The sequence below is a fragment of the Acidovorax sp. DW039 genome (assembly GCF_037101375.1).
GTDB lineage: Bacteria > Pseudomonadota > Gammaproteobacteria > Burkholderiales > Burkholderiaceae_C > Acidovorax.
In genome coordinates this window covers 1,123,454-1,142,890 of record NZ_AP029019.1, presented here as the reverse complement: position 1 = coordinate 1,142,890, position 19,437 = coordinate 1,123,454, and the positions used below count along the sequence as shown (strand labels likewise).

The 19,437-nt window shown below is 65.1% G+C and carries 17 protein-coding genes; 3 read left to right on the top strand and 14 right to left on the bottom strand.

Going from position 1 to position 19,437, the window contains the following annotated elements; genetic code table 11:
• The first annotated feature begins 8 nt into the window (after positions 1 to 8).
• Entirely contained in the window at positions 9 to 401 is a 393-nt protein-coding gene (locus AACH87_RS05100) for a VOC family protein (protein WP_338797674.1), read from the top strand.
• A gap of 98 nt (positions 402 to 499) precedes the next feature.
• Here AACH87_RS05100 and AACH87_RS05095 read toward each other — a convergent pair whose 3' ends face one another.
• From AACH87_RS05095 to AACH87_RS05080, 4 genes are read right to left on the bottom strand one after another with little or no spacing between them, the layout of a single operon-like run.
• Positions 500 to 1,714, bottom strand: a complete 1,215-nt coding sequence (locus AACH87_RS05095) for a cytochrome c (protein WP_338797673.1) — start codon at positions 1,712 to 1,714, stop codon at positions 500 to 502.
• A gap of 46 nt (positions 1,715 to 1,760) precedes the next feature.
• The gene (locus AACH87_RS05090; protein ID WP_338797672.1) at positions 1,761 to 2,576 is read right to left on the bottom strand and encodes an ABC transporter ATP-binding protein; all 816 of its coding nucleotides are present in this window, start codon (positions 2,574 to 2,576) and stop codon (positions 1,761 to 1,763) included.
• Positions 2,570 to 3,670, bottom strand: a complete 1,101-nt coding sequence (locus AACH87_RS05085; protein ID WP_338797671.1) for an ABC transporter permease subunit — start codon at positions 3,668 to 3,670, stop codon at positions 2,570 to 2,572. The genes AACH87_RS05090 and AACH87_RS05085 overlap by 7 nt, the downstream gene beginning before the upstream one ends.
• Before the next feature lie 20 nt (positions 3,671 to 3,690).
• Positions 3,691 to 4,719 carry an ABC transporter substrate-binding protein gene (locus AACH87_RS05080; RefSeq protein WP_338797670.1) on the bottom strand — a complete coding sequence of 343 codons (1,029 nt, stop codon included), beginning with the start codon at positions 4,717 to 4,719 and terminating at the stop codon, positions 3,691 to 3,693.
• Positions 4,720 to 4,901: 182 nt separating this feature from the next.
• On the opposite strand from AACH87_RS05080, the gene AACH87_RS05075 reads away from it, so the two are divergent.
• Entirely contained in the window at positions 4,902 to 5,522 is a 621-nt protein-coding gene (locus AACH87_RS05075; RefSeq protein ID WP_338797669.1) for a cysteine dioxygenase, read from the top strand.
• 35 nt (positions 5,523 to 5,557) lie between these two features.
• On the top strand, positions 5,558 to 7,198 hold the full coding sequence (locus AACH87_RS05070; protein WP_338797668.1) for a rhodanese homology domain-containing protein: 1,641 nt from the start codon (positions 5,558 to 5,560) through the stop codon (positions 7,196 to 7,198).
• Between the two features lie 119 nt (positions 7,199 to 7,317).
• Here the strand turns inward: AACH87_RS05070 and AACH87_RS05065 are convergent, their stop codons facing one another.
• The 10 genes from AACH87_RS05065 to AACH87_RS05020 form a co-directional block, all read right to left on the bottom strand.
• On the bottom strand, positions 7,318 to 8,736 hold the full coding sequence (locus AACH87_RS05065; RefSeq protein WP_338797667.1) for an LLM class flavin-dependent oxidoreductase: 1,419 nt from the start codon (positions 8,734 to 8,736) through the stop codon (positions 7,318 to 7,320).
• A 155-nt stretch (positions 8,737 to 8,891) separates the two neighbouring features.
• Complete coding sequence (locus tag AACH87_RS05060) at positions 8,892 to 9,830, bottom strand: CysB family HTH-type transcriptional regulator (protein WP_338797666.1); 939 nt, start codon at positions 9,828 to 9,830, stop codon at positions 8,892 to 8,894.
• A gap of 396 nt (positions 9,831 to 10,226) precedes the next feature.
• Positions 10,227 to 11,873: an ankyrin repeat domain-containing protein gene (locus tag AACH87_RS05055; RefSeq protein ID WP_338797665.1), complete on the bottom strand. Its 1,647-nt coding sequence runs from the start codon at positions 11,871 to 11,873 to the stop codon at positions 10,227 to 10,229.
• A 59-nt stretch (positions 11,874 to 11,932) separates the two neighbouring features.
• Positions 11,933 to 12,733, bottom strand: a complete 801-nt coding sequence (locus tag AACH87_RS05050) for a hypothetical protein (RefSeq protein WP_338797663.1) — start codon at positions 12,731 to 12,733, stop codon at positions 11,933 to 11,935.
• Positions 12,734 to 12,735: 2 nt separating this feature from the next.
• Complete coding sequence (locus AACH87_RS05045; RefSeq protein WP_338797661.1) at positions 12,736 to 13,338, bottom strand: leucine-rich repeat domain-containing protein; 603 nt, start codon at positions 13,336 to 13,338, stop codon at positions 12,736 to 12,738.
• Positions 13,339 to 13,393: 55 nt separating this feature from the next.
• On the bottom strand, positions 13,394 to 14,821 hold the full coding sequence (locus tag AACH87_RS05040) for a hypothetical protein (protein ID WP_338797660.1): 1,428 nt from the start codon (positions 14,819 to 14,821) through the stop codon (positions 13,394 to 13,396).
• Between the two features lie 20 nt (positions 14,822 to 14,841).
• Entirely contained in the window at positions 14,842 to 15,246 is a 405-nt protein-coding gene (locus AACH87_RS05035; RefSeq protein ID WP_338797659.1) for a hypothetical protein, read from the bottom strand.
• A gap of 115 nt (positions 15,247 to 15,361) precedes the next feature.
• Positions 15,362 to 17,539 (bottom strand): AAA family ATPase, encoded by a 2,178-nt coding sequence (locus AACH87_RS05030; RefSeq protein WP_338797658.1) that lies wholly within the window; start codon positions 17,537 to 17,539, stop codon positions 15,362 to 15,364.
• Complete coding sequence (locus AACH87_RS05025; RefSeq protein ID WP_338797657.1) at positions 17,539 to 18,768, bottom strand: hypothetical protein; 1,230 nt, start codon at positions 18,766 to 18,768, stop codon at positions 17,539 to 17,541. The genes AACH87_RS05030 and AACH87_RS05025 overlap by 1 nt, the downstream gene beginning before the upstream one ends.
• Before the next feature lie 119 nt (positions 18,769 to 18,887).
• A complete protein-coding gene (locus tag AACH87_RS05020; protein WP_338797656.1) occupies positions 18,888 to 19,367 on the bottom strand; it encodes a hypothetical protein in 480 nt (159 codons plus the stop codon).
• Positions 19,368 to 19,437 lie beyond the last annotated feature (70 nt).

Here is a 19,437-nt window from a genome sequence, read left to right as displayed (position 1 = left end):
GGCACGCCATGCTCTCCCATGTTTTTGTGGGCATTTCCGACTTTGACCGCGCCCTGGCGTTTTACCGACCCGTGCTGGGCACGCTGGGCGCCAAAGAGCGGTTTTGCGATGCCGCACGGCCCTGGGCGGGGTGGGAATCCACACCAGGGCCCCGGCCGCTGTTTGTGATTGCCCGCCCGTTCAACGGCGAAGTCCCCAGCCCAGGCAACGGCCAGATGGTGGCCTTTATGGCTACCAAGCGCAGCCAGGTCGATGCTGCACACGCACTGGCGCTGACCCTGGGCGCGCAGTGCGAAGGCCCTCCGGGCCTGCGGCCTGAGTACCACGCGGACTACTACGGCGCGTACTTTCGGGACCCGGACGGCAACAAGCTGTGCGTGGTGTCGCACGGGGTGGCGTAGCACCTGAGTATTGAGCAAAAATCGGGTCTATCGCTTTATCCATAAGCGCAGGCAGCTATTAATTCATGAGCAAATAGTGCGCTACCGCGCCACACACTTCAATGCGGAAAGCCACCCCGGCGCGGGCGCACGGGTTCGGCGTCCATGCGGCGGATGAGGGCTTCCAGGCCATCAGCATCGGGCGATGCGGAAGCAGCCAAACGGGTGGTGGTGGCATTGGAGGGCGCGGAGGCACGGCAGACCAAGTCGTCCTCTGACCAGTCGCCCTGCCCTGGCGAGGAGCGAGCACGCAGCCAGCCATTGCGATCCACCAGCATTTGCGAGCCCTGCGGGCCTTTGCCATCATTCGCCGCCTGCCCCAGCACCCAGGCGAGCACGGGCAATGCCTGGGGGTCTTGCACCACGCATTCCGCTTGGTCGGCAGGGTCTGCAAGTTCAGCAGCGCCACCCGCCACCGCCTGGGCAGGTACCCACAGGGTGACCAGGCGCGGGTCATCTGGCGGCAGCGCATCCACACTGCCACCCAGCACCACGCGCAAGCGCTGGCCCTGCAGCTGGCGCACGCTGGTGGCGCCCGTGTTGCGGCAGTGCAGCCGGGCCTGGGGCATGCGCACGGGCTGGGCCCACGCGCCGGTGTCGCGCAGCAGCTGGCCTGCCGCGTAGGCCTGCAGGTAATCCAGCACCTGCCACACCTGCTCGTCGGTCAGGTTGGCAAAGGCGGGCATGGTTTGCACACCCGCTGCACTGTGCATGCCGTGGCGCACGCGCCAGAACAGTTCGCCCTCCAGCCGCTTCCACAGCAGCGATCCGTTCAACGTGGGCGGCCACATGGGCAGGCGGGCGGCATCGGGCCCCTCGCCCTTGCCATCGGCACCGTGGCAGCGCACGCACTGCTGCTGGTAGATGTGCGCGCCCTGCGTGATCGACTGCACCGTGAAGCCGGTGGGCGAGCGGTGCCAGCTGGTAGGCACCGCCGGGGCTTGCAACAAGGCCAAAGCCGACCACGGGGCGGCTGTGGCAACCAGCAACAGAGCCGGGGCCAGAGCCCATCGCGCCCACCGCCAGCGCAGTGCCAGCAAGGCCAGCACACCCAGGCCCAGCATGCACGCTAGCAATGCCGTGGCCTGGCGGGCCAGCTGGGGTTCTTGCGCCAGCACTTCAGCCGCCAGGCGCTGCGCCCACGGCCACGCGGGCTGGCCATGCACATCGGTCAGCAAGCCCACAGAGTGCAGTGCCGCTTGCAGGGCTTGCTGGCTGCGCTGGGCCAGGGCCAGCACGGTGTCCAGCCAGTCAGCGGGCACAGTCCAGGCCATCACGCAGTACCCACGCCGGGGGCTGCAGCAAGGTCCACCTCTGCCGTCACCAACTGGCGTCCAGCCCCAGCAGTGCCAGGGCCTGGTGCCGTAGCTCGGCCAGGCGCGGGTGGCCCCGGTGGCGGGGGTACGGCAAGTCGTTCACCAGCACTTGCTGGATGGTGGCAGGCCGCTCGGACAGCACCACCACGCGCTGCGCCATGAACAGGGCCTCTTCCACATCGTGCGTGACCAGCAGGGCCGAGAAGCCTGTGCGCTGCCACAGCTCCACCAGTTCGGTCTGCATGGCCAGGCGGGTGAGCGAATCGAGCTTGCCCAGCGGTTCGTCCAGTACCAGCAGGCTGGGGTCGTTGACCAAGGCCCGCGCCAGCGCCACCCGCTGCGCCATGCCGCCCGAGAGCTGGTGCGGAAAGGCCTTGCCAAAGGACTCCAGCCCCACCAGTTGCAGGGCTTGGTCTACACGATGGCGGTGGGTTTTGAGCAAGCCCCGCGCTTGCAGGCCCAGCGCCACGTTGTCCCACACCGTGCGCCAGGGGAACAGCGTGGGGTCTTGAAACACCACAATGCGCGATGGGTCAGGCTGGGTGATGGGCGCACCGTCTTGCAGCAGCTCGCCCGCCGTGGCGGGCTCCAGCCCCGCCACCAGCCGCAGCAGGGTCGATTTGCCGCAGCCGCTGGGGCCCAGCAGAGCCACGAACTCGCCGGGCTCAATGGCCAGGTCCAGCTCGTCAATCACCTGCAGGGCGCCGCCGGGCAGGTCAAACCAGTGGCTCACATTGCGCACATCGATGCGTGCACCCGCCGCAGATACCGGGGGCGGTGACGCTGTGGGGGCCGCTGGGGCCTGGGTGGAAGTCACCATTTCACAATCCCCTTCTGCCAGGACAGCACCCGGTCACGCAGCACAAACAGCAGCGAGATCACGCCCGAAAACAGCAGCGCCATGATGATGAGCGCACCGTACATATTGGGGTAACTGGCCCAGCCCTGCGCCCAGGTGAGATACCAGCCCAGGCCCGATTTGACGCCCAGCATCTCGGCCACCACCAGGGTGGAAAACGCCGCGCCCAGCCCCATGAACAGGCCCACAAACACCTGCGGCAGCGACGCCGGAATCGCCACGCGCAGCACCAGAAACCACTGCGATGCGCCCATGGTGCGCGCCACGTCGTAGTAGTTCTTGTGCACGCCCGCCACACCCGACCAGGTGAGGATGGCCACCGGGAAGGCGGTGCCCAGCGCAATCAGAAAGATGGCCGTGGACCAGCTCGATGGGAAAAAGTAAAACGAGATGGGCAGCAGCGCCGTGGTGGGCACAGGGCCCAGCACCCGCAGCACGGGGTGAATCCAGTAATTGGCGCGGCGGGACCAGCCCATGAGCACGCCCACGACAAAGCCCACGCTGGCGCCAATCGCAATGCCCAGCGCCAGCAGCTTGAGCGAGTTCCACGCGCTGTCGAGCAGCCGCGCCCAGTCGGTCACATACACCTCGGCCAGGCTTTGCGGCGGGGCAAAGAAGGGCGGTGGCAGCGTGCCCAGTTTGGCGGTGTAGACCTCCCACACCGCCAGGCCGACGGCAATGGCACCAAGCCAGGGACCTGCGCTGCGCAAGCGTGCAGCTTGGCTCCCCAGCCATCGGGGCCAAGCCACCGCCAGCCACAGCACGGCGGCAACGCCCCAAGCCGCCACGGCAAATTCCTGCGTGTAGGCCCAGTCGCTAAAACCTACCGGCAGGTTGGGCCAGAACCAGGTGATGGCGCCCAACACAGTCCAGGCCAGTGCGGCAAACCAGCCCGTCCAGCCCAGGCGGGCTGGGGGTGCCTTGGCCACGGGCGCGGCCTTGGGCGCTGCGCGCGCTGGTGCAGGAAGAGATGACCGAGAAGAGGCAGACGAGGAGGACGTAGAAGGAACTGCCACGGGCAAGCCCGTGGGTGTGAGGGTGGTGCTGTGTGCCATGGTGCGACTCCTGCGGGCCCTCAGGCCAGCACGTCCACCGTCACATGCTGCGCAAAGCGCGCGGCATCGGTGCTGGGCTTGAGCACGCCCACCAGCTTGAAGTCGCGGGCGTAGAACTCCACCTCTTTTTGCAGCGCCACGCCGCTGGGGTGGTTGCGGTGCGTGAGGGTGCCCAGCACGGCACGCAGGTCTTCCACCGGCACCTTGGAATAGGGGCTGTAGATGCGGGCTGTTTCGTTGGGGTAGTCGGCCACAAACTCAGAACCCTGGTTGATGGCGCGTACCAGCGAGGCCACCAGGGGTTTGTCCGAGCGGATGAGCTTGCCGCCCACGCCCACCACGCAGCAGGTTTTGGCCGCGTATTCGCCCGAGAGGTTCGTGGCCAGCTCGACCAAGCCCTTGGTGCGCCGCTCAATCAGGAACAGGTTGGGGTCACCATCGGCAATGGCGTGGGCCTCGCCCTTTTCTACCGCCAGGCCCAGCATGTCGCCAGGAAACTGGCGCCAGCTCACGTCTTTTTCCGGGTCCAGCCCGGCCTTGGTCAGCAGCACAGAGAAAAAGTTCTTGCCAGGGCTGTTGAGGTCAGACACCGCAATCGTCTTGCCCTTGAGCTTGGCAATGCTGGTGATGCCCGCCGGGCTATAGCCCACCAGGCGCGAGCAGCCCCCGTGGCTGCTGCCCACCAGCTTCACGTCCAGGCCCGACTCCAGCGGTTTGATCCAGCGGTGCACCATGCCCACCGCGGCATCGGCCTTGCCGGTGGCAATGGTTTCGAGCAACTGGTCGGTCGAGCCCGCAAAGTTCACCAGCTCAACCTTGAGGCCCTGCTTTTCAAAAAAGCCGCGCTCAATGGCCACGGGCACGGCCGACAGACACACCGCGTTGGCGTTCCAGGCCAGCGTGACGGGGCGCAGCTTGCTGCCCTGGGCCAACACACTGCTGCTACCCACCACGGCGGCAGCACCAGCAACGCCAGCCCCTGCTGCCGTGCGCAGCACCCGCCGGCGCGACCAAACACCCGATGCTGCTGCCCCTTGATCCTTGCCCATGCGAACCTCCTGTGTATGCGGTGAAACGAAGCCTGTGGCGCGCCAGGGCAGGGATGAACCCGTGCCTGCCGACCGTGGCGCTATTGCAAAGCCAACACGCGCCGCAGAGAACGAACAAAATCACGCATCGATATGCAAAAGTTTCAGCAGCGCAAAAAGCCCAATTGCGGTGCAATGCGAACATGAGTACATCCCCATCCATCGCCCGCCTGCGCGAATTTGTGCAGGAACTGGCCGCGCTGCTGCAGCGCAACCCGACCGAGCCTGAGGTGCTGGAGCGCGGTGGCGCCCTGCTGGGCCGCCTGGTGGCACACGACGACTGGCTGCCTGCCGCCTATGCCAAGCCCCACCCCGACCGCTACCAGCAGTACCTGCTGCACGCCGATGCGCTGGGGCAGTTTTCGGTGGTGAGCTTTGTGTGGGGGCCGGGCCAGTCCACCCCCATCCACGACCACACGGTGTGGGGCCTGATTGGGATGCTGCGCGGCGCCGAGACGGCCCAGCACTTTGCCAAAACTGCGGAGGGCCGATGGGCGCCACACGGTGATCCCAGCCGCCTGATGCCGGGGCAGGTCGAAGCGGTGTCGCCCCGCATTGGCGACGTGCACCGCGTGAGCAACGCGCTGGCCAACCAGACGTCCATCAGCATCCATGTGTATGGCGCCAACATCGGCGCGGTGGAGCGCTCGGTGTACCTCGAAGACGGCACGCGCAAGCCCTTTGTCTCGGGCTACAGCAATACCGAGCTGCCCAACCTGTGGGATCTGTCAGCCGAGCGCAATGCTGCGCTGCGTGCGCAGTGAAGCCACCCGTTCCCCATTTTTCATCGACGCCATCCATGACCCAAGCACCATCACCAGGCCTGAACCCCTTGCCGCAAAAAAGCTATGCCGATGTCCGCAACGCCCTGCTCGCCCAGCAGGAGATTGCGCTGATCGACGTGCGCGAAGAACATCCCTTTGCCCAGGCCCACCCGCTGTTTGCCGCAAACTTCCCCGCAGGCAAGCTAGAGATCGAGGTCTACACCCGCATCCCCCGGCGCAGCACCGCCATCGTGGTGTACGACGATGGCGAGGGCCTGGCCGAGCCCGCAGCACGCACCCTGCAGCGCCTGGGCTACACCGATGTGGCCTTGCTGACCGGGGGCCTGCAGGGCTGGCGCGATGCAGGGGGTGAGATCTTCATCGACGTGAACGTGCCCAGCAAATCGTTTGGCGAACTGGTGGAGGCCGAGCGCCACACGCCCTCGCTGCCCGCAGAAGAAGTGAAGGCCCTCATCGACCAAAAGGCCGACGTGGTGGTGCTGGACGCGCGTCGGTTTGACGAGTACCAGACCATGAACATCCCCACCGGCGTGAGCGTGCCGGGGGCCGAGCTGGTGCTGCGCGCCAAGGCGCTGGCCCCCCGGCCCGAGACGCAGATCATCGTCAACTGCGCGGGCCGCACACGCAGCATCATTGGCACGCAGTCGCTCATCAACGCCGGGTTGCCCAACCCCATCGCGGCCTTGCGCAACGGCACGATTGGCTGGCTGCTGGCTGGACAGGAACTGGAGCGCGGCGCCAGCCGCCGCTTTGACACCCAGCCTACGTACCAAACACACGACACGCCCGAGCAGCGCGCCGCCGCCGCCCAGGCGGCCCGCCGCGTGGCCGACCGCGCCGGGGCGAAGCGCGCCCGCACCGAGCACCTGCACGCCTTTGCCCTGCAGGCCGAGCGCACCACCTATTTGCTGGATGTGCGCACGCCCGAGGAGTTTGCCCGTGGCCATGTGCCGGGCTTTCGCAACGCGCCCGGCGGCCAACTGGTGCAAGAGACCGACCACACCGCCCCCGTGCGCGGCGCCCGCCTGGTGCTGGTGGACGACGACGGTGTGCGCGCCAACATGAGTGCATCGTGGCTGGCCCAGATGGGCTGGGATGTGTGGGTGCTGGACGGTCTGCAGAGCGCGGACTTTCACGACACCCGCCCGGCCCCACAGCCCGTGCCCGAACTGCTGGAGCCCGCCCAGTGGATCACCCCCGCCGACCTGGCCGCACGCCTGCAGCGCGAGGCCCCGGGCCAGACGGCGGTGCTGGACATGACCACCAGCGCCAACTACACGCTACGCCACATCCCCGGCGCGTGGTTTGTGCTGCGGTCGCAACTGGCGCAGGCGCTGCAAGCCATTCCCAAAGCGCCGCACTATGTGCTGACCTGCGGCAGCAGCCTGCTGGCCCGCTATGCGGCGGTGGATGTGGCCCGCATCACCGGTGCCACGGTGCAGGTGCTGGAGGGTGGCACCCTGGCCTGGATTGCCCAGGGCCTGCCGCTGGAGCAAGGCGAAACCCGCCTGGCCTCACCCCGCATTGATCGCTACCGCCGCCCCTACGAAGGCACGGACAGCCCGCTTGAGGCGATGCAGGCGTATCTGGATTGGGAGTTTGGACTGGTGGAACAACTGGGGCGCGACGGCACGCACGGCTTTCGGGTGATCTGAACGATCGCCAGGATGGCCGTATGCCCTGCACCGCTGGGGCATCAAGACAAAAAGGCCCGGAGCTTTCACTCCGGGCCTTTTGCGTTTCAGCCGGGCTTGAGGACGTTGCCCCATGCGAACTATGCAGCCACTGCTTCGGGCAAACGCTCTGCCAGCTTGCCCGCCACTGTGCCCGGCTTTGCACGCGCAACGGTGTAGCGGTTGGCAGGCACAGGCAAGCCCAGGTTGCCACGGAAGGTCGGGGCCGTGTACTCCTTGCGGTAGATGCCGCGCGCTTGCAGCACGGGCACCACCAGTTCGGCAAAGTCCTTGAGCGAGGTGTTGGGCAGGGCTTCAAAGAAGTTGAAACCATCCGCCCCGCCCTGCTCAAACCAGCGCTGGATCTCGTCCGCCACCTGCTCTGCCGTGCCCACGAAGGTGCGCTTGGGGCGTGCGTGCCACAGGGCCACTTCGCGCAGCGTCAGGCCGTGGGCCTTGGCGTGCTGCTTGATCTTGTCGCTGGCGCTTTGCTGGCTGTTGCGGCCGAGGTCACCCAGTTCGGGGAAAGGCGCGTCCAGCGGGTATTGGGAAAAGTCGTGGTCGTTGAACGGCCGGGCCAGTGCCGCGATGGCGTTCTCGATGGGCACCAGCGCCGCCAGTTCCTGGTACTTGCGCTCTGCCTCCTCTGCCGTGCGGCCCACGATGGGGCGAATGCCGGGCAGCAGGAACACCTTGGCCGGGTCGCGCCCCTCGGCCGCCACACGGGCCTTCACATCGCGGTAGTAGGCCTGGGCTTCTTCCAGCGTATCGGCATGGAAGAAGATGGCATCGGCGCGCTGCGCGGCAAAGCGCTTGCCGTCTTCTGACGCACCGGCCTGAAAGATCACCGGCTGCCCCTGGCGCGAACGGCTGATGTTCAGCGGCCCCTCCACCGAAAAGAACTCGCCCTGGTGGTCCAGCCGGTGCAGCTTGGCGGGGTCGAGGAACTGACCCGTGGCCTTGTCGCGCACCAGGGCGTCGTCCTCCCACGAATCCCACAGGCCCTGGACCACATCCAAGTGCTCTTGCGCCAGGCGGTAGCGCACATCGTGGTCGTAGTGCTCTTTGCGGCTGTAGTTGCGGGCGCTGCCGTCCAGCCACGAGGTGACCACGTTCCAGCCTGCACGGCCGCCGCTGATGTGGTCTAGCGACGCAAACTGGCGCGCTACCGTGAAGGGCTCGCTGTAGCTGGCCGTCACCGTGGCCACCAGGCCAATGTGCGAGGTGGCCCCGGCCAGGGCCGACAGGATGGTGAGCGGCTCAAAGCGGTTGAGGTAATGCGGGCTGGAGCGCTCGGTGATGTGCACGCTGTCGGCCACGAACAGAAAATCAAACCGCGCCTTCTCGGCCAGTTGCGCCTGCTCTTTGTAGAAGCCGAAGTTCACGCTGGCATCGACTACTGCGTTGGGATGGCGCCAATCACCCCAGCCTGCGCCCACGCCATGCAAGACGAAGCCGAAGACCAGTTGACGGGGATGGGATGAAGGGTTGGAAGCGGGGGACGATGGGGTTTGGGTCATGGTGCGGCCTGGGGGCAGTGGTGAATGACATCCAGCACAGGAAGCCCTTCGCTGGTCGTGCATGCAGCTTAGGAAGGCCCGATCGCTCAGCGAAGGAATCAAAACAGATATGGATATGCGGCGCCCCACCTGCCCAAGACGCCGCGCACGCCCCGTCACTCTGGCGAAGGCACATCCCGCACGGCACGCTCCACCGCTTCACGGGTCAGCGTGGGGGCAAAGGTCTCGATGAAGCTGTAGGCGTAGCCGCGCAGCCAGGTGCCACGGCGCACGCCCAGGCGGGTGACGTTGACTTCGAACAGGTGGCGCGCATCGAGCATGCGCAGGTGTCGGTCACGCTCGGGGTCTACCGCGATGGAGGCCACGATGCCCACGCCCATGCCCAGCTCCACGTAGGTCTTGATCACATCAGCGTCCATAGCAGACAGCACCACCTCCGGCTTGAGCCCCTCGCGGGCAAAGGCTTCGTCGATGTGCGAGCGGCCGGTGTAGCCCAGCTCGTAAGTGATGATGGGGAAGGCCTGCAGCTGCTGCAGCGTCACGGGCTCCTGCAGATCGAGCAGTGGGTGGCCTGGAGGCACCACGATGCTGTGCGTCCAGCGGTAGCAAGGCAGGGTGACCAGAGCGTCGTAGTGCGACAGTGCCTCGGTCGCCACGCCAATGTCGGCCTCGCCGCTGAGCAGCATCTCGGCCACCTGCTTGGGCGAGCCCTGGTGCAGGTGCAGAGACACCTGCGGAAACATGGCCCGGAAGTCGCGCACCACATGGGGCAAGGCATAGCGTGCCTGCGAGTGGGTGGCAGCGATGGACAAGCGCCCTTCATGGCTGGAGCGGTACTCGGCACCGGCGCGCTTGAGGTTGTCGGCATCCTGCAGCAGGCGCTCCACAATCGGCAGCACGGCTTGACCGGGCGGCGTGAGGCCAGTGAGCCGCTTGCCCGCGCGCACAAAAATCTCGATGCCCAGCTCTTCCTCCAGCTCCCGGATCTGGCGGCTCACGCCGGGCTGGGAGGTGTAGAGCAAGGCCGCCACTTCGGTGAGATTGAAGCCGCAGCGCACGGCCTCGCGAACGGAACGCAGTTGTTGGAAATTCATTGTTATGTGGTTCTCTCGCAAGCGATGGGGAAGCGAAAGGAGCCACAGGTGGCGGCCGTGGCTACGACCAGCTACACCAGCTACAACCAGCCACTGCAAGCCTCAGGCATGCATACCGTGCAGCCCCTTCGCGTGGCAAGTGCCAAGGACTGACACGCGCCATGCCCTCACTTTAGGATGCTGCGCGCATATCGATAAATGGTCATTCGCAATAAGCTAGGACTCAGCTCTTTTCGGCGTGAGCTCATGCCCCAGGGCTATGAGGGACGGTGGGCGAGCCTTCACAGCCATCGCCAGGGCAAGGACATCAAATCATCAAAAATGATAGCTACTAGTGCTTATCTAATAAGCGCTAGAGCCCATTTTTATTGAAACCCCTGACGGGCCGGTGTGCAGTCAGCTCGCCAAAAGCTTCTGCGCCGCCTTGTTGCGTTTGACTACCGCCAGCTGCAGCGGCGTGCGGCCTTGGCTGTCGCAGAAGGTACGGTCCGCCCCCGCCTGCAACAGCAATGGGATGCAATCGGTCGCCTTGCATAGCACTGCCCCATGCAAGGCATTGCCACCGTAGTACAGCGCCCGGTTGGGGTCGGCACCATGGGCCAACAGCAGCGTCACCTTGGCTCCAGACCTGGCATCAATCGCGCCCTCCAAGGGGCTGCGCTGCGCATCGGAGGATGGATCGGCGGGCAGACCGAGTTGAAGCACCATCTTCAGCAGCTCCACAGGCCGGTCCACGATGCGGCTGGTGAAATCCAGCAGGCAGCTGTTGGCAGCATTCAGCCAGACAGCGTCGCGCGTGGGGAATACCTCGGGGGCGCTGCGCAGCACCAGGTTTCGCAACGTGGCCACGTCCGTACCTTCGTGCTTCGTGATGCCCTCCACCAGCAAACGAGGCTCCGGGATTTTGTCGATGCACATCAGTGCATGGTCTTGTGGCCGCCACAGGCGGTCCAACGCATGGAAATTCCCAGCATCCACCGCACTGCTCAGCAGCTGATGCCGGTAGGCCTCGTCTGGCGGGGCATGCGCCAGCAGCTCATCGAGGCGCGCATGGTCGTGGTACCAGATCGCGCTGCGTTGCTGCTGCGGGATGTCGTACTCCAGCGCGTATTGCGGCCAGATCACCCGACCACCGTGTGCCACCAGCAGGTCGCGCAATGCCTGGTGCACGCCCCCGGCCAGGGCCGAATCCCCGTGCTGGCTTACGGCGTTGACCTCTGCGCCCCGCTCCAGCAACCACTGTGCTGCCTGCACGGCCATGGAAACGGGCTTGCCCAAATAGTGCGTTGCATCGGCCAGTTGCATCAAAGGCGTGTTCCCCTCGTCGTCCACCGCGTTCACATCCAAGCCCGCATCCACCAGCGCCTGCATCAGGGCAATGTCAAACGCGTAGGCCGCGCAATGCAGCGGAAACACGGGTAAGGTGAAGCTGGGCATGCGGGTGACCAGCGCCAGCGGGTCGGGCCGCGCCCCGGCTTGCAGCAGGGCAATGATGGCGTCGGTGGGCAACACGCCGCTGGCCTTGCCCGCCTGCGGCGTGAGCAAATGCACGATGAGCGGCCGGTGGTACAGCACCGTGTTGGGGTCCAGGCCGTGGTGGTGCACCAGGTTCAAGACCTCGCCATATTGTTCTTTGGAGAGCAACTGGTGCACTTCTTCCAGCGGGTCCAGCTTGCGCACCGCGGCTTCAAACTGCTTGCGCGTGACGGATTTTGCACCGTTGAGAAAAAAGCCTTGCGCCTTGGGGCCATCGTGCCATTCACAGCTCAGCAGCTTGGCCCCCCGCTCCATCAAACCAGGTGGCCATTCTTCGGCAGGCAGCAGGTTCCATGGCCCCAGCACGGCCAGCTCTGCACACAACTGCGCAGCCCCCGCAAACTCAAAAGAGACCCCGGAGTCTTCACCCAAGCCGAGCATCGTGCCCAGCACGCGGGCTTGCTCGTTCAGCGGCATGTCGGCTGTGGCCTCGGCCTCAGCAGCCCAGGCGGCCGCCTGGGCGCGGGACTCAAAGTAAACGGTGTAGCGCAGGTGAGATTCAGACATGGGGCGGGTTCAACAGCAAAGACAAAACACAGTGGTATGCAGCGGCGGCCTGCAGCGCATCAGCTCTTTTTCTTTTCGAGTTTTTTGAGGGTGGCCTCGTACGCCTCGGCCACATCGGTGCGGGTTTCGGCAGACACATCAAAGCGGCTGGCCAGCACCGCCGCATCGGCTTTGGCACCCAGCTGGCCAATGGCCTTGAAGACTTTTTTCATGAAGGCGGCATCGCCGCCCAGGATGTGTTTTTCAAACCCCAGCAAGTCGATGATGGGCGCAACCAGCTGCGCAGACTGCACTTTGCCCACCACGTCGAGCAGACGCTTGTAGTGGTACAGGTGGGCTTCTGAGAAGCTGCCCCGCAAGTCGAAAAACGCCAGGAACAGGTCGGCAAACGCGGGGATGGGCGCCTCCACCAGAATGCGAGCGATGGTGGCGTGCTCGTGTTTGAGCTTGCCTGCGTAGAAGGGTTCGTACTCCGGGAAAAACGCCAGATAGGTGTGAAAGCTCTGCATCAGTGGCGGCAGCAGGCGGTCGCCGTAGGTACTGAGGATTTTGACGAGCAACTCGGCCTCTATGGAGTAATGCGGACGCAGCCCGTGGCTCACCATCGCATCGAACGCTCCGGGAGCCGGATGCGCCAGAGCTCCGCGCACCATCTCTTCGTCAAAGTGGCCGTGCACAAAGCTGGAGAAGGCTGCGCCCAGCAAATTCAAATCAGTCACCGCATAAAGCGAAGGCCAGTTCTTTGACTTCATCCATCCGGCAATGCGCTGGGCTTCGATGGCGTCTGCCTCCGGCTCGTAAGGCTCTTCGGGCAGCTCCAGCTGCAATCCTTGTTTCTCAGCACTCAGTTCACTGCTCACGCTCAGCCTTCTATAGCGCCGCCTGCCAAGGGAGCCAACGTGGTCAGCGGGTTGTCGTTGATTCCCAAATCCTCCAGATGTGTGCAGTCTGCGAGCGGCGACAGGTCTGTGATGCGGTTGCGGTCTACATCCAGCTGCTTGAGTGTGGGATAGCTTTTGACGAATGAAAGGTCTGTGATCCGATTGCTGGAGAGGTACAGACTCTCCAGCCTGGGCAAGCTCAACCGCAACGGGAAGTGGGTGAGCTTGTTGTGCCACAGGAACAGAGTGTCAACATTCAGGCCGTTGAGTGCCTCGAAGTCATTGAAATCGCAGTTCTCAATGGTCAGCGATTTCAGGTGCGTTAGAGCTTTGAGGGCCTGCAGGTTGGTGAACGTTACGCGGTCAAGACTCAAGCGCCGAAGCCCCTGAATGTGTGCCAAACGAGACAGATCAATCGCCTGCGGAGTGCGGTTACTGCGCAGGTGAATGTCCAGAATGTCATCGCACTCTGCAATCTGGTCCAGATCAGCATCAGTGAATTTCTCCAGGTGCAGGCCATCGGCGTGATTCAGCACGCGAATGGGGCGATAGATGCGGTCGGTCCACTTTGGCTTGGTAGTCATGCAATCGAGCGTGCTAGGGAAGGAAATGGATGGCAAACGGCGCGTACACACGCCATCAGTTGTGGATATTGAGGTAGCGGTGGCACAGCTGGCCGATGGCATCGCACAGCACATCGGTCGCAGGGGGCATGCCCGGCTCCATCGGCCACTCGATGGCCTCACGCAGCACCCAGTTGTCACCTTCGATCTGCGAGAAGCGGACCGTCATCTTCCTCCAGTCAGTCACCTGGGCCACCAACTCCACAGCGCCGCTGCGGCTGAGATAGGACTTGGTGCGAGACAGGTGCAGGCTGCGGGAGTGATCGTCGTACTCCAGGTACAACAGATCGGGCGGTACTCGCGGGTCGGCGCCCGCCCCCAGTCGTGCCACTACGTCCTTGAGGCAAGTGCGCAGCCACTGGGGGTACTGCACGGGCTTCCAGTCGGTAGGGCCTTCGATCCGCGCGCAGGCGCGCGTCCAGGTGGCGCGCTGGGCAGCGCCACCCGCAGCCGCCTTGGGCTTGGCGGGCTTTTGGAGTGATGCCGAGGTGGTCAGCGCCGCCACGGGTGCCTCGTATTCCGTGCCCCGGAACAGGCGCACATCGGCAGCCACCAGCTTGCCTTGGGCCGTCAGGGCCTCGGCCAGCACAGCCGCTACATCCAGGTTGCCTGCGCTGACGGCCAGGCGCAGCGGGGTGCGACCGCGGGCGTTGGCGGCCGCGGGGTCCAGGCCCCAGTCCAGCAGTTGGCGGGTTGTCGCCACCGGGTCGCCCTCTCGCTGCCACGCCACCGAGATGCCGGCGCGGCTCTGATTCAAACCGTTGACGTCACCTGCGCAGTGCATCAGCGCATTGCTGCCTGCGGGGGTGGTGAATTGCACATTGGCGCCGCGGTCCTTCAAAAAGCGCAACAACGGCACACTGCCCATGGATGCAGCCATGAGTAGCGGGTTGTAGATCTCACGGTGGTCCATGGCGTCGATATCGGCTCCGGCGGCCAGCAACCTGTCCACCGCCTGGTAAGCGGCATCAGCTTGCTCTGGCGGTGCGTCTTCGCGAAACGGCATGCTGAAGATTTCGCCCCGCATATCTCTCAGGCCGAGCACCATGCAGACGGCAGAGTCCTTGGTCTGACGGGGATCGCCTCCCGCAGTCAGCACCTGGTCCAGCCGCTCCAGGGCACGATCCCGGGAATGATTGGCAAACTGTTCACAGCACACTGCCAGCGGGGTAGTCCCGCGGTTCACGCGCCTGTTGGGATCGGCGCCATGCGCCAAGAGCAGGCACAGCAACTCGAACTGCGCGTCTACCCGCCCGCGCACGGATTCATCATCCTCACGGTCGTAATACGCCCAGCGCGCGTCACATGCCCACTGCAATGCAGGGTACTGGGATACGCTGATGCGGTCTGGGTGAACACCGGAGCGCACCAGGCGTTCCAGGGAGGACAGGATGTGATCAAACCCTGAGTCGTGCTCAAGGACAACAGCGGACGAGCTTGCCATGGCGGGGGGACTCCAGCCGCCTACCAGCGGACCGATGGGCCGTCGAAGTCCAGCGTCACCACATGCTTGTCGCCGTCGCGAAACTGAAGCTCCAGCAGTCCCGCGTCTTCATCTGTAAAGGCCAGACCATCAATCATGGGGGCGTCGGCCAGGTCCTCGCTGTCGACGGCGGTCACTTCATCGGTACGCAAATCCAGCAAACGCAGCTCGGGGTAATCCATGTCCTCGCCGTACTCGATGTAGGCGACCAAGGCCCGCGAGGCATGCACAGCGATGGCTGCGACCAGCCCTTCGCCCTCTCCCTCATGCGCCCGCTCTTGCACGGCACCCCAGAGGGCTTTGTGGTCTTGGACCACCGAGGCATAGCGGGACTCTGGCTGCAGCGCAGGCGTGATGGAAGGGGACGATGGGGTCGGGTGGGTCATATGAGTTCTCCTGAGATCAAAAAAAAGCATTCCCTGAAAAAATGGCACGGCCGATGCGTCAGAGCCTTCTCGCACCGTTCGAGTGAGGTGTGCTCTTGAACCGCTTCTCATCGCATCAGCTCCTTGCGAGGGCAGACATTTCCTGCCGCAGCAGCTGCTCCACCTCGCTGGTCTCAAACTGGGATTGCAGCAAAGGAATGGCAAAGCGGTACTCGGCATCCTGCTTGCGCAGTACATAGGCCAGTTGCAGGCGCGCCAGCGATTCGCGCAGCGCCTGCGCATCGGCCGCAATGCCGTGCGTTTGCAGCAATTCAATCAATGCCACCAGACTGGTCTGCCCTGCCTGTGCGGTGTGGTAGACCAGCACGCGGTCCAGCCTGCAGGCGGCTTCGTCCTGGCTCAGGCGGCCCCAGCCGGCCAATGCGTCCTGCACGGCCTGCGAAGCGAGGGCCTGGTTGAGGTGGTGAGTCTCGATGGCCCGCTCGCCGGGTTGCAGGGCTTCCAGACATTCCTGGCACAGGATGGCCACCAGGTTGGCACGCTGGCCGCTGGCGTCGATCAGGCGCTCTACGAGCGCATCGCTGGCAAAGCCCAGGCGCAGGCGGCGCAGCGGTTCGGTGGCCAGTTCGCGGCAGGCCTGGCGCTCCAGGCCGCCGATGGTCAGCACTTCGCCAAAGTTGCGCAGGGGGCTTTGGTAATCCAGCACTGCGGTGGCGTACAGGTCCCAAAAGCCCGCCAGCATGAACCAGCACCGCCCCTCATCGCTGAGGGCGCGCAGGGTCGAGAGCTGCTCGTACCCCCGGGAGGATTCGTCGCGAAAGAACAGGTCTGCCTCGTCCACCAGCAGGTACAGGCGCTTGCCCACGTATTGCGCCTGGAGGTGATCCACGATGCCCTCCAGGGGCGTAGCGGCAGGCAACCCCAATTGCAAAGCCAGGCGAGGGGCCAAGCGATGATCGCGCAGGGACACGTAGTGGCACACGATATGCGGATGCCCCTGCAGGCGCCGCTGCACGGCTTTGAGCAGGCTGCTCTTGCCCAGTTGCCGCCCACCCACCACCAGGTAGTTGGCGGGCTCACGGGTCAATACCCGGGCCAGCAATTGCGCACGTCCAAAAAAGGCACCTTCACGCGTGACGCCACCGCGCGTCTGGTAGGGCGATATGCGCGTGATGCGCAGTTGCGCAGCCAACAGGCGCAGCAGCACCTGCTCTGATGCACTGCCCAGCAACCACTCCGTCTGCGTAGCGCTATCGACCAGCACATGCAGGTTGGCGTGGTCAGCACAGTGCTTTTGGAGCAAGGGCTGGGCGGTTTCTTCGCTATCCGAACCCAGCACCAGCAACACATCACTGGCAGTGCCGGCGGCCCGCAGGCTTTGCACCAGTGCGGCCTCGTCCACACCGGACTCGGGCACCAGTACCAGGCAGCGGTCCAGCGATGCGGGCCAGTCTGCAGGCAGTTGCCACTGCAGCACCACGCCAGGCAAGGCCCAGTCTGCACTGGCCTGCTGGGTTGCGGCCACCTTGGCGGCCAGCGCCTGGGCCAGCACCGCGCCATCTGCGCTAGCGCATTGCACGGCACGCTGCCAGTCAGCCTGCCGGATACCTGCGGCCTGCAGGGTGGCGGGCAGACGACCGGTGAGGCGCAGCACCTTGTCCAGCCTGGGCAACAAGGCCAGCGGAGTGCGCCGTAGCCGGGCAGGTCGCACGCGTGCAGGCCCCAGCAGCGGGTGGCGCACCACCCACATCACCCCTGCGCCCACAAAGGCCATGCCGCACCACAGCATCAAATTGCGCAGCCAGCCAAATGGATCGGGAGCGGTGGAAGGCCCCGCCCCTTCCGGGCGGTCGTCTCCCACCCCGTCCTGGCAATTCAGGGGCAAGAAGCCCGGGGGGAACGGCGGCTTGCCTGCCCTGCACGACCAGGTGAATTTCTGCGGGTTCCATCGCATCACCGCCTGCGCACCTGCGAGGATGCCCATTTCGGAGTCACGCACCACCTCGACCTGCAACACATAGGGTTCAGGAGACGAAGCACGCACGAAGCGGCCTGTGCCGGGGGGCGCGTAGTGCTGGATGTCTGCGGGCCAGCCGCCTTGTTCATGGGTGGCCTGTCCCAGGGCCACACGCCATTGCGCAATCTCTCCCCACACGGGGCCCGCCGCTTCTACCGCCGTGACCCGGCCGCGGGTGGCGGGGTTGAGCTTGGGCGTGAGCACCGCACTGGCCACAAACAGCGTGACCAGCGCAATCACCACGGCACGCACCACCGTGCGGGAGGGCATGGCCATCATGGCGCGGCGCAGGTGTCCAGCACCGCCAGCCCGGCCTCGCGCACGATGGGGCTGCGCCAGTGCAGGCGGGCAGCATCCCCCTGGCCACGCACATGGATGAGGTTGCCCCAGAACAGTCGGCGCAGGTCATCGTCTTGCAGGTAGGGGCGCGCGCGCCCCAGGTCTTGTGCCTGCAACAGCTGGCTTAGCCGCTCACGGGCATGAGGCTCCTGCGCCAGCGGCAGATAGGTTTGCCAAAGCCGCGCGCTGCCCGCCAGGTGGGAGTGCAAGGCCCGCGCCGCCGTGGCATCGCCCTCCAGCGCCAGGGTGCCATGGTCTACCAGCCACTGCAGCCCCTCTTCAAACAACGCGGGGTGCGAGCCCGTGAGGTCTTGCAGGCCTGCCAGCACGGGCACCGTCCAGGTCTGCTCGGGCCAGCGGTGGCGGGCCAGCACCACCAGGTCTTCCAGCGTGGGCTCCGGCCAGTGGTTGACCTGGGCAATGTTGAGCAGTGACAGGTCACCGCTGCGGTACTTGAGGTCGGCCAGCGCCTCGCCACCGCACAGCAGCAGGTGCAGGCGGCCGCTGTGCATTTCGCTCAGGCTGCGCAAAATGCCCGCCAGCGTCTCACGCAGGGCGGGGGTGCCCTGCTCAAACCGGCTGACAAGGCAGAACAGGCGCTCGCCTGCCAGCAGGCGGCGCTCCAGCGCGGCTTCAAATTCGTAATCCGATGCGACATCCCCTAAACCGCATTGCCGCCCCAGTGCCGCAAAGTACTCATCGGCGGCCGTGCTCACGCTGTAGGGCGGCTGGATGTGCAGCACAGCCTGCTCGCCATACTGCGCGCGGGCCCGGGCCAGCAACTCTTGCCGAAACGGCGGCTGACCCCAGTGCGCGGGCGACAGCAGCAGCGAGATGGGATAGGGCGCAGCCTGGGCCAGCTGGGCAAACAAGCGATCCTGAAACGCCGCGAAAGGCTGGGGCCCCGAAGACTCTGCCTGCAGGGGAAACTCGGGCTCAAACCCGGCGGCGCTCAGCAGCCGGTTGGCTTCGGTTTCGGTCAGCCGCAGGTAGCGTGTGCAGGCCACCACTTTGTCGCGCGAACGCGGGTTGGGCACCGACACGCCATTGCGCCAGTTGTTGACGGCTTCGCGGCTGAGGCCAATCTCGGTGGCGACCCCGGAGGCGCTGGCGCGGATGCGGCGCATGTAAAGCGAAAGAAGCACCGAAAAGGAATCGCTGGCCATGGATGCAGAGGAAGAAAGCGTGTGCAAAAAAAGGGGGGAGAGGCAGGAGTATCCGCTGGAGCACGCCCCCTTGAGCCATCGAACCGCAATGGCTCACCAGCTCAGAGGCTCGCATCCATTCACCCCAACGCCCCCGAAGACCACCAACGCCAGGCCTTGACGCACCCCAGACCGCAGGCCACCAACACCGGGCTGTACAGCACCAGCATGCCCAGCACGGTGTAGAAGGTGCCGACTTCCTCATCGGCGGCCTCACCAGTGGCCGCAGGTGCATCGGGCTCCAGCATGCGGGTGGCCCCATCGTCAGGTGTCGAGTTTGATGCAGCCTGGGCCTGATCCTTCAACTCCATGGCAAATGTGGTCACCATGGCAAAAAGGGCAACCCCCAACGCCCCCAGGTACGCATAGCGCAGCGCAGGCGCGTTCAACGGATAGAAGTAGCCCGCCAGCACCGCTGCAGGGGCCAGAAAGAACACATGCGACAGCAGGCGGTTGGCATCCCAGGGGGCATCCTGGTCCAAGGCCCCGATGGCGGAGCGGTACACCCACGCACCCACCACAAAGATCAGCCCACCCCACCATTCAATCTCGGTCAGCATAAAAACCCTCCCTCTTTAGCGACTAACACGCCCCCCCTGGCGTTGTTGTTCCGTCTTGTCGTACCTGATG

Coding starts and splice junctions, on each gene's coding strand:
- AACH87_RS05100 (WP_338797674.1), top strand. CDS start 9: ATGCTCTCCCATGTTTTTGTGGGCATTTCCGACTTTGACCGCGCCCTG.
- AACH87_RS05095 (WP_338797673.1), bottom strand. CDS start 1,714: ATGGCCTGGACTGTGCCCGCTGACTGGCTGGACACCGTGCTGGCCCTG.
- AACH87_RS05090 (WP_338797672.1), bottom strand. CDS start 2,576: ATGGTGACTTCCACCCAGGCCCCAGCGGCCCCCACAGCGTCACCGCCC.
- AACH87_RS05085 (WP_338797671.1), bottom strand. CDS start 3,670: ATGGCACACAGCACCACCCTCACACCCACGGGCTTGCCCGTGGCAGTT.
- AACH87_RS05080 (WP_338797670.1), bottom strand. CDS start 4,719: ATGGGCAAGGATCAAGGGGCAGCAGCATCGGGTGTTTGGTCGCGCCGG.
- AACH87_RS05075 (WP_338797669.1), top strand. CDS start 4,902: ATGAGTACATCCCCATCCATCGCCCGCCTGCGCGAATTTGTGCAGGAA.
- AACH87_RS05070 (WP_338797668.1), top strand. CDS start 5,558: ATGACCCAAGCACCATCACCAGGCCTGAACCCCTTGCCGCAAAAAAGC.
- AACH87_RS05065 (WP_338797667.1), bottom strand. CDS start 8,736: ATGACCCAAACCCCATCGTCCCCCGCTTCCAACCCTTCATCCCATCCC.
- AACH87_RS05060 (WP_338797666.1), bottom strand. CDS start 9,830: ATGAATTTCCAACAACTGCGTTCCGTTCGCGAGGCCGTGCGCTGCGGC.
- AACH87_RS05055 (WP_338797665.1), bottom strand. CDS start 11,873: ATGTCTGAATCTCACCTGCGCTACACCGTTTACTTTGAGTCCCGCGCC.
- AACH87_RS05045 (WP_338797661.1), bottom strand. CDS start 13,338: ATGACTACCAAGCCAAAGTGGACCGACCGCATCTATCGCCCCATTCGC.
- AACH87_RS05040 (WP_338797660.1), bottom strand. CDS start 14,821: ATGGCAAGCTCGTCCGCTGTTGTCCTTGAGCACGACTCAGGGTTTGAT.
- AACH87_RS05035 (WP_338797659.1), bottom strand. CDS start 15,246: ATGACCCACCCGACCCCATCGTCCCCTTCCATCACGCCTGCGCTGCAG.
- AACH87_RS05030 (WP_338797658.1), bottom strand. CDS start 17,539: ATGGCCATGCCCTCCCGCACGGTGGTGCGTGCCGTGGTGATTGCGCTG.
- AACH87_RS05025 (WP_338797657.1), bottom strand. CDS start 18,768: ATGGCCAGCGATTCCTTTTCGGTGCTTCTTTCGCTTTACATGCGCCGC.
- AACH87_RS05020 (WP_338797656.1), bottom strand. CDS start 19,367: ATGCTGACCGAGATTGAATGGTGGGGTGGGCTGATCTTTGTGGTGGGT.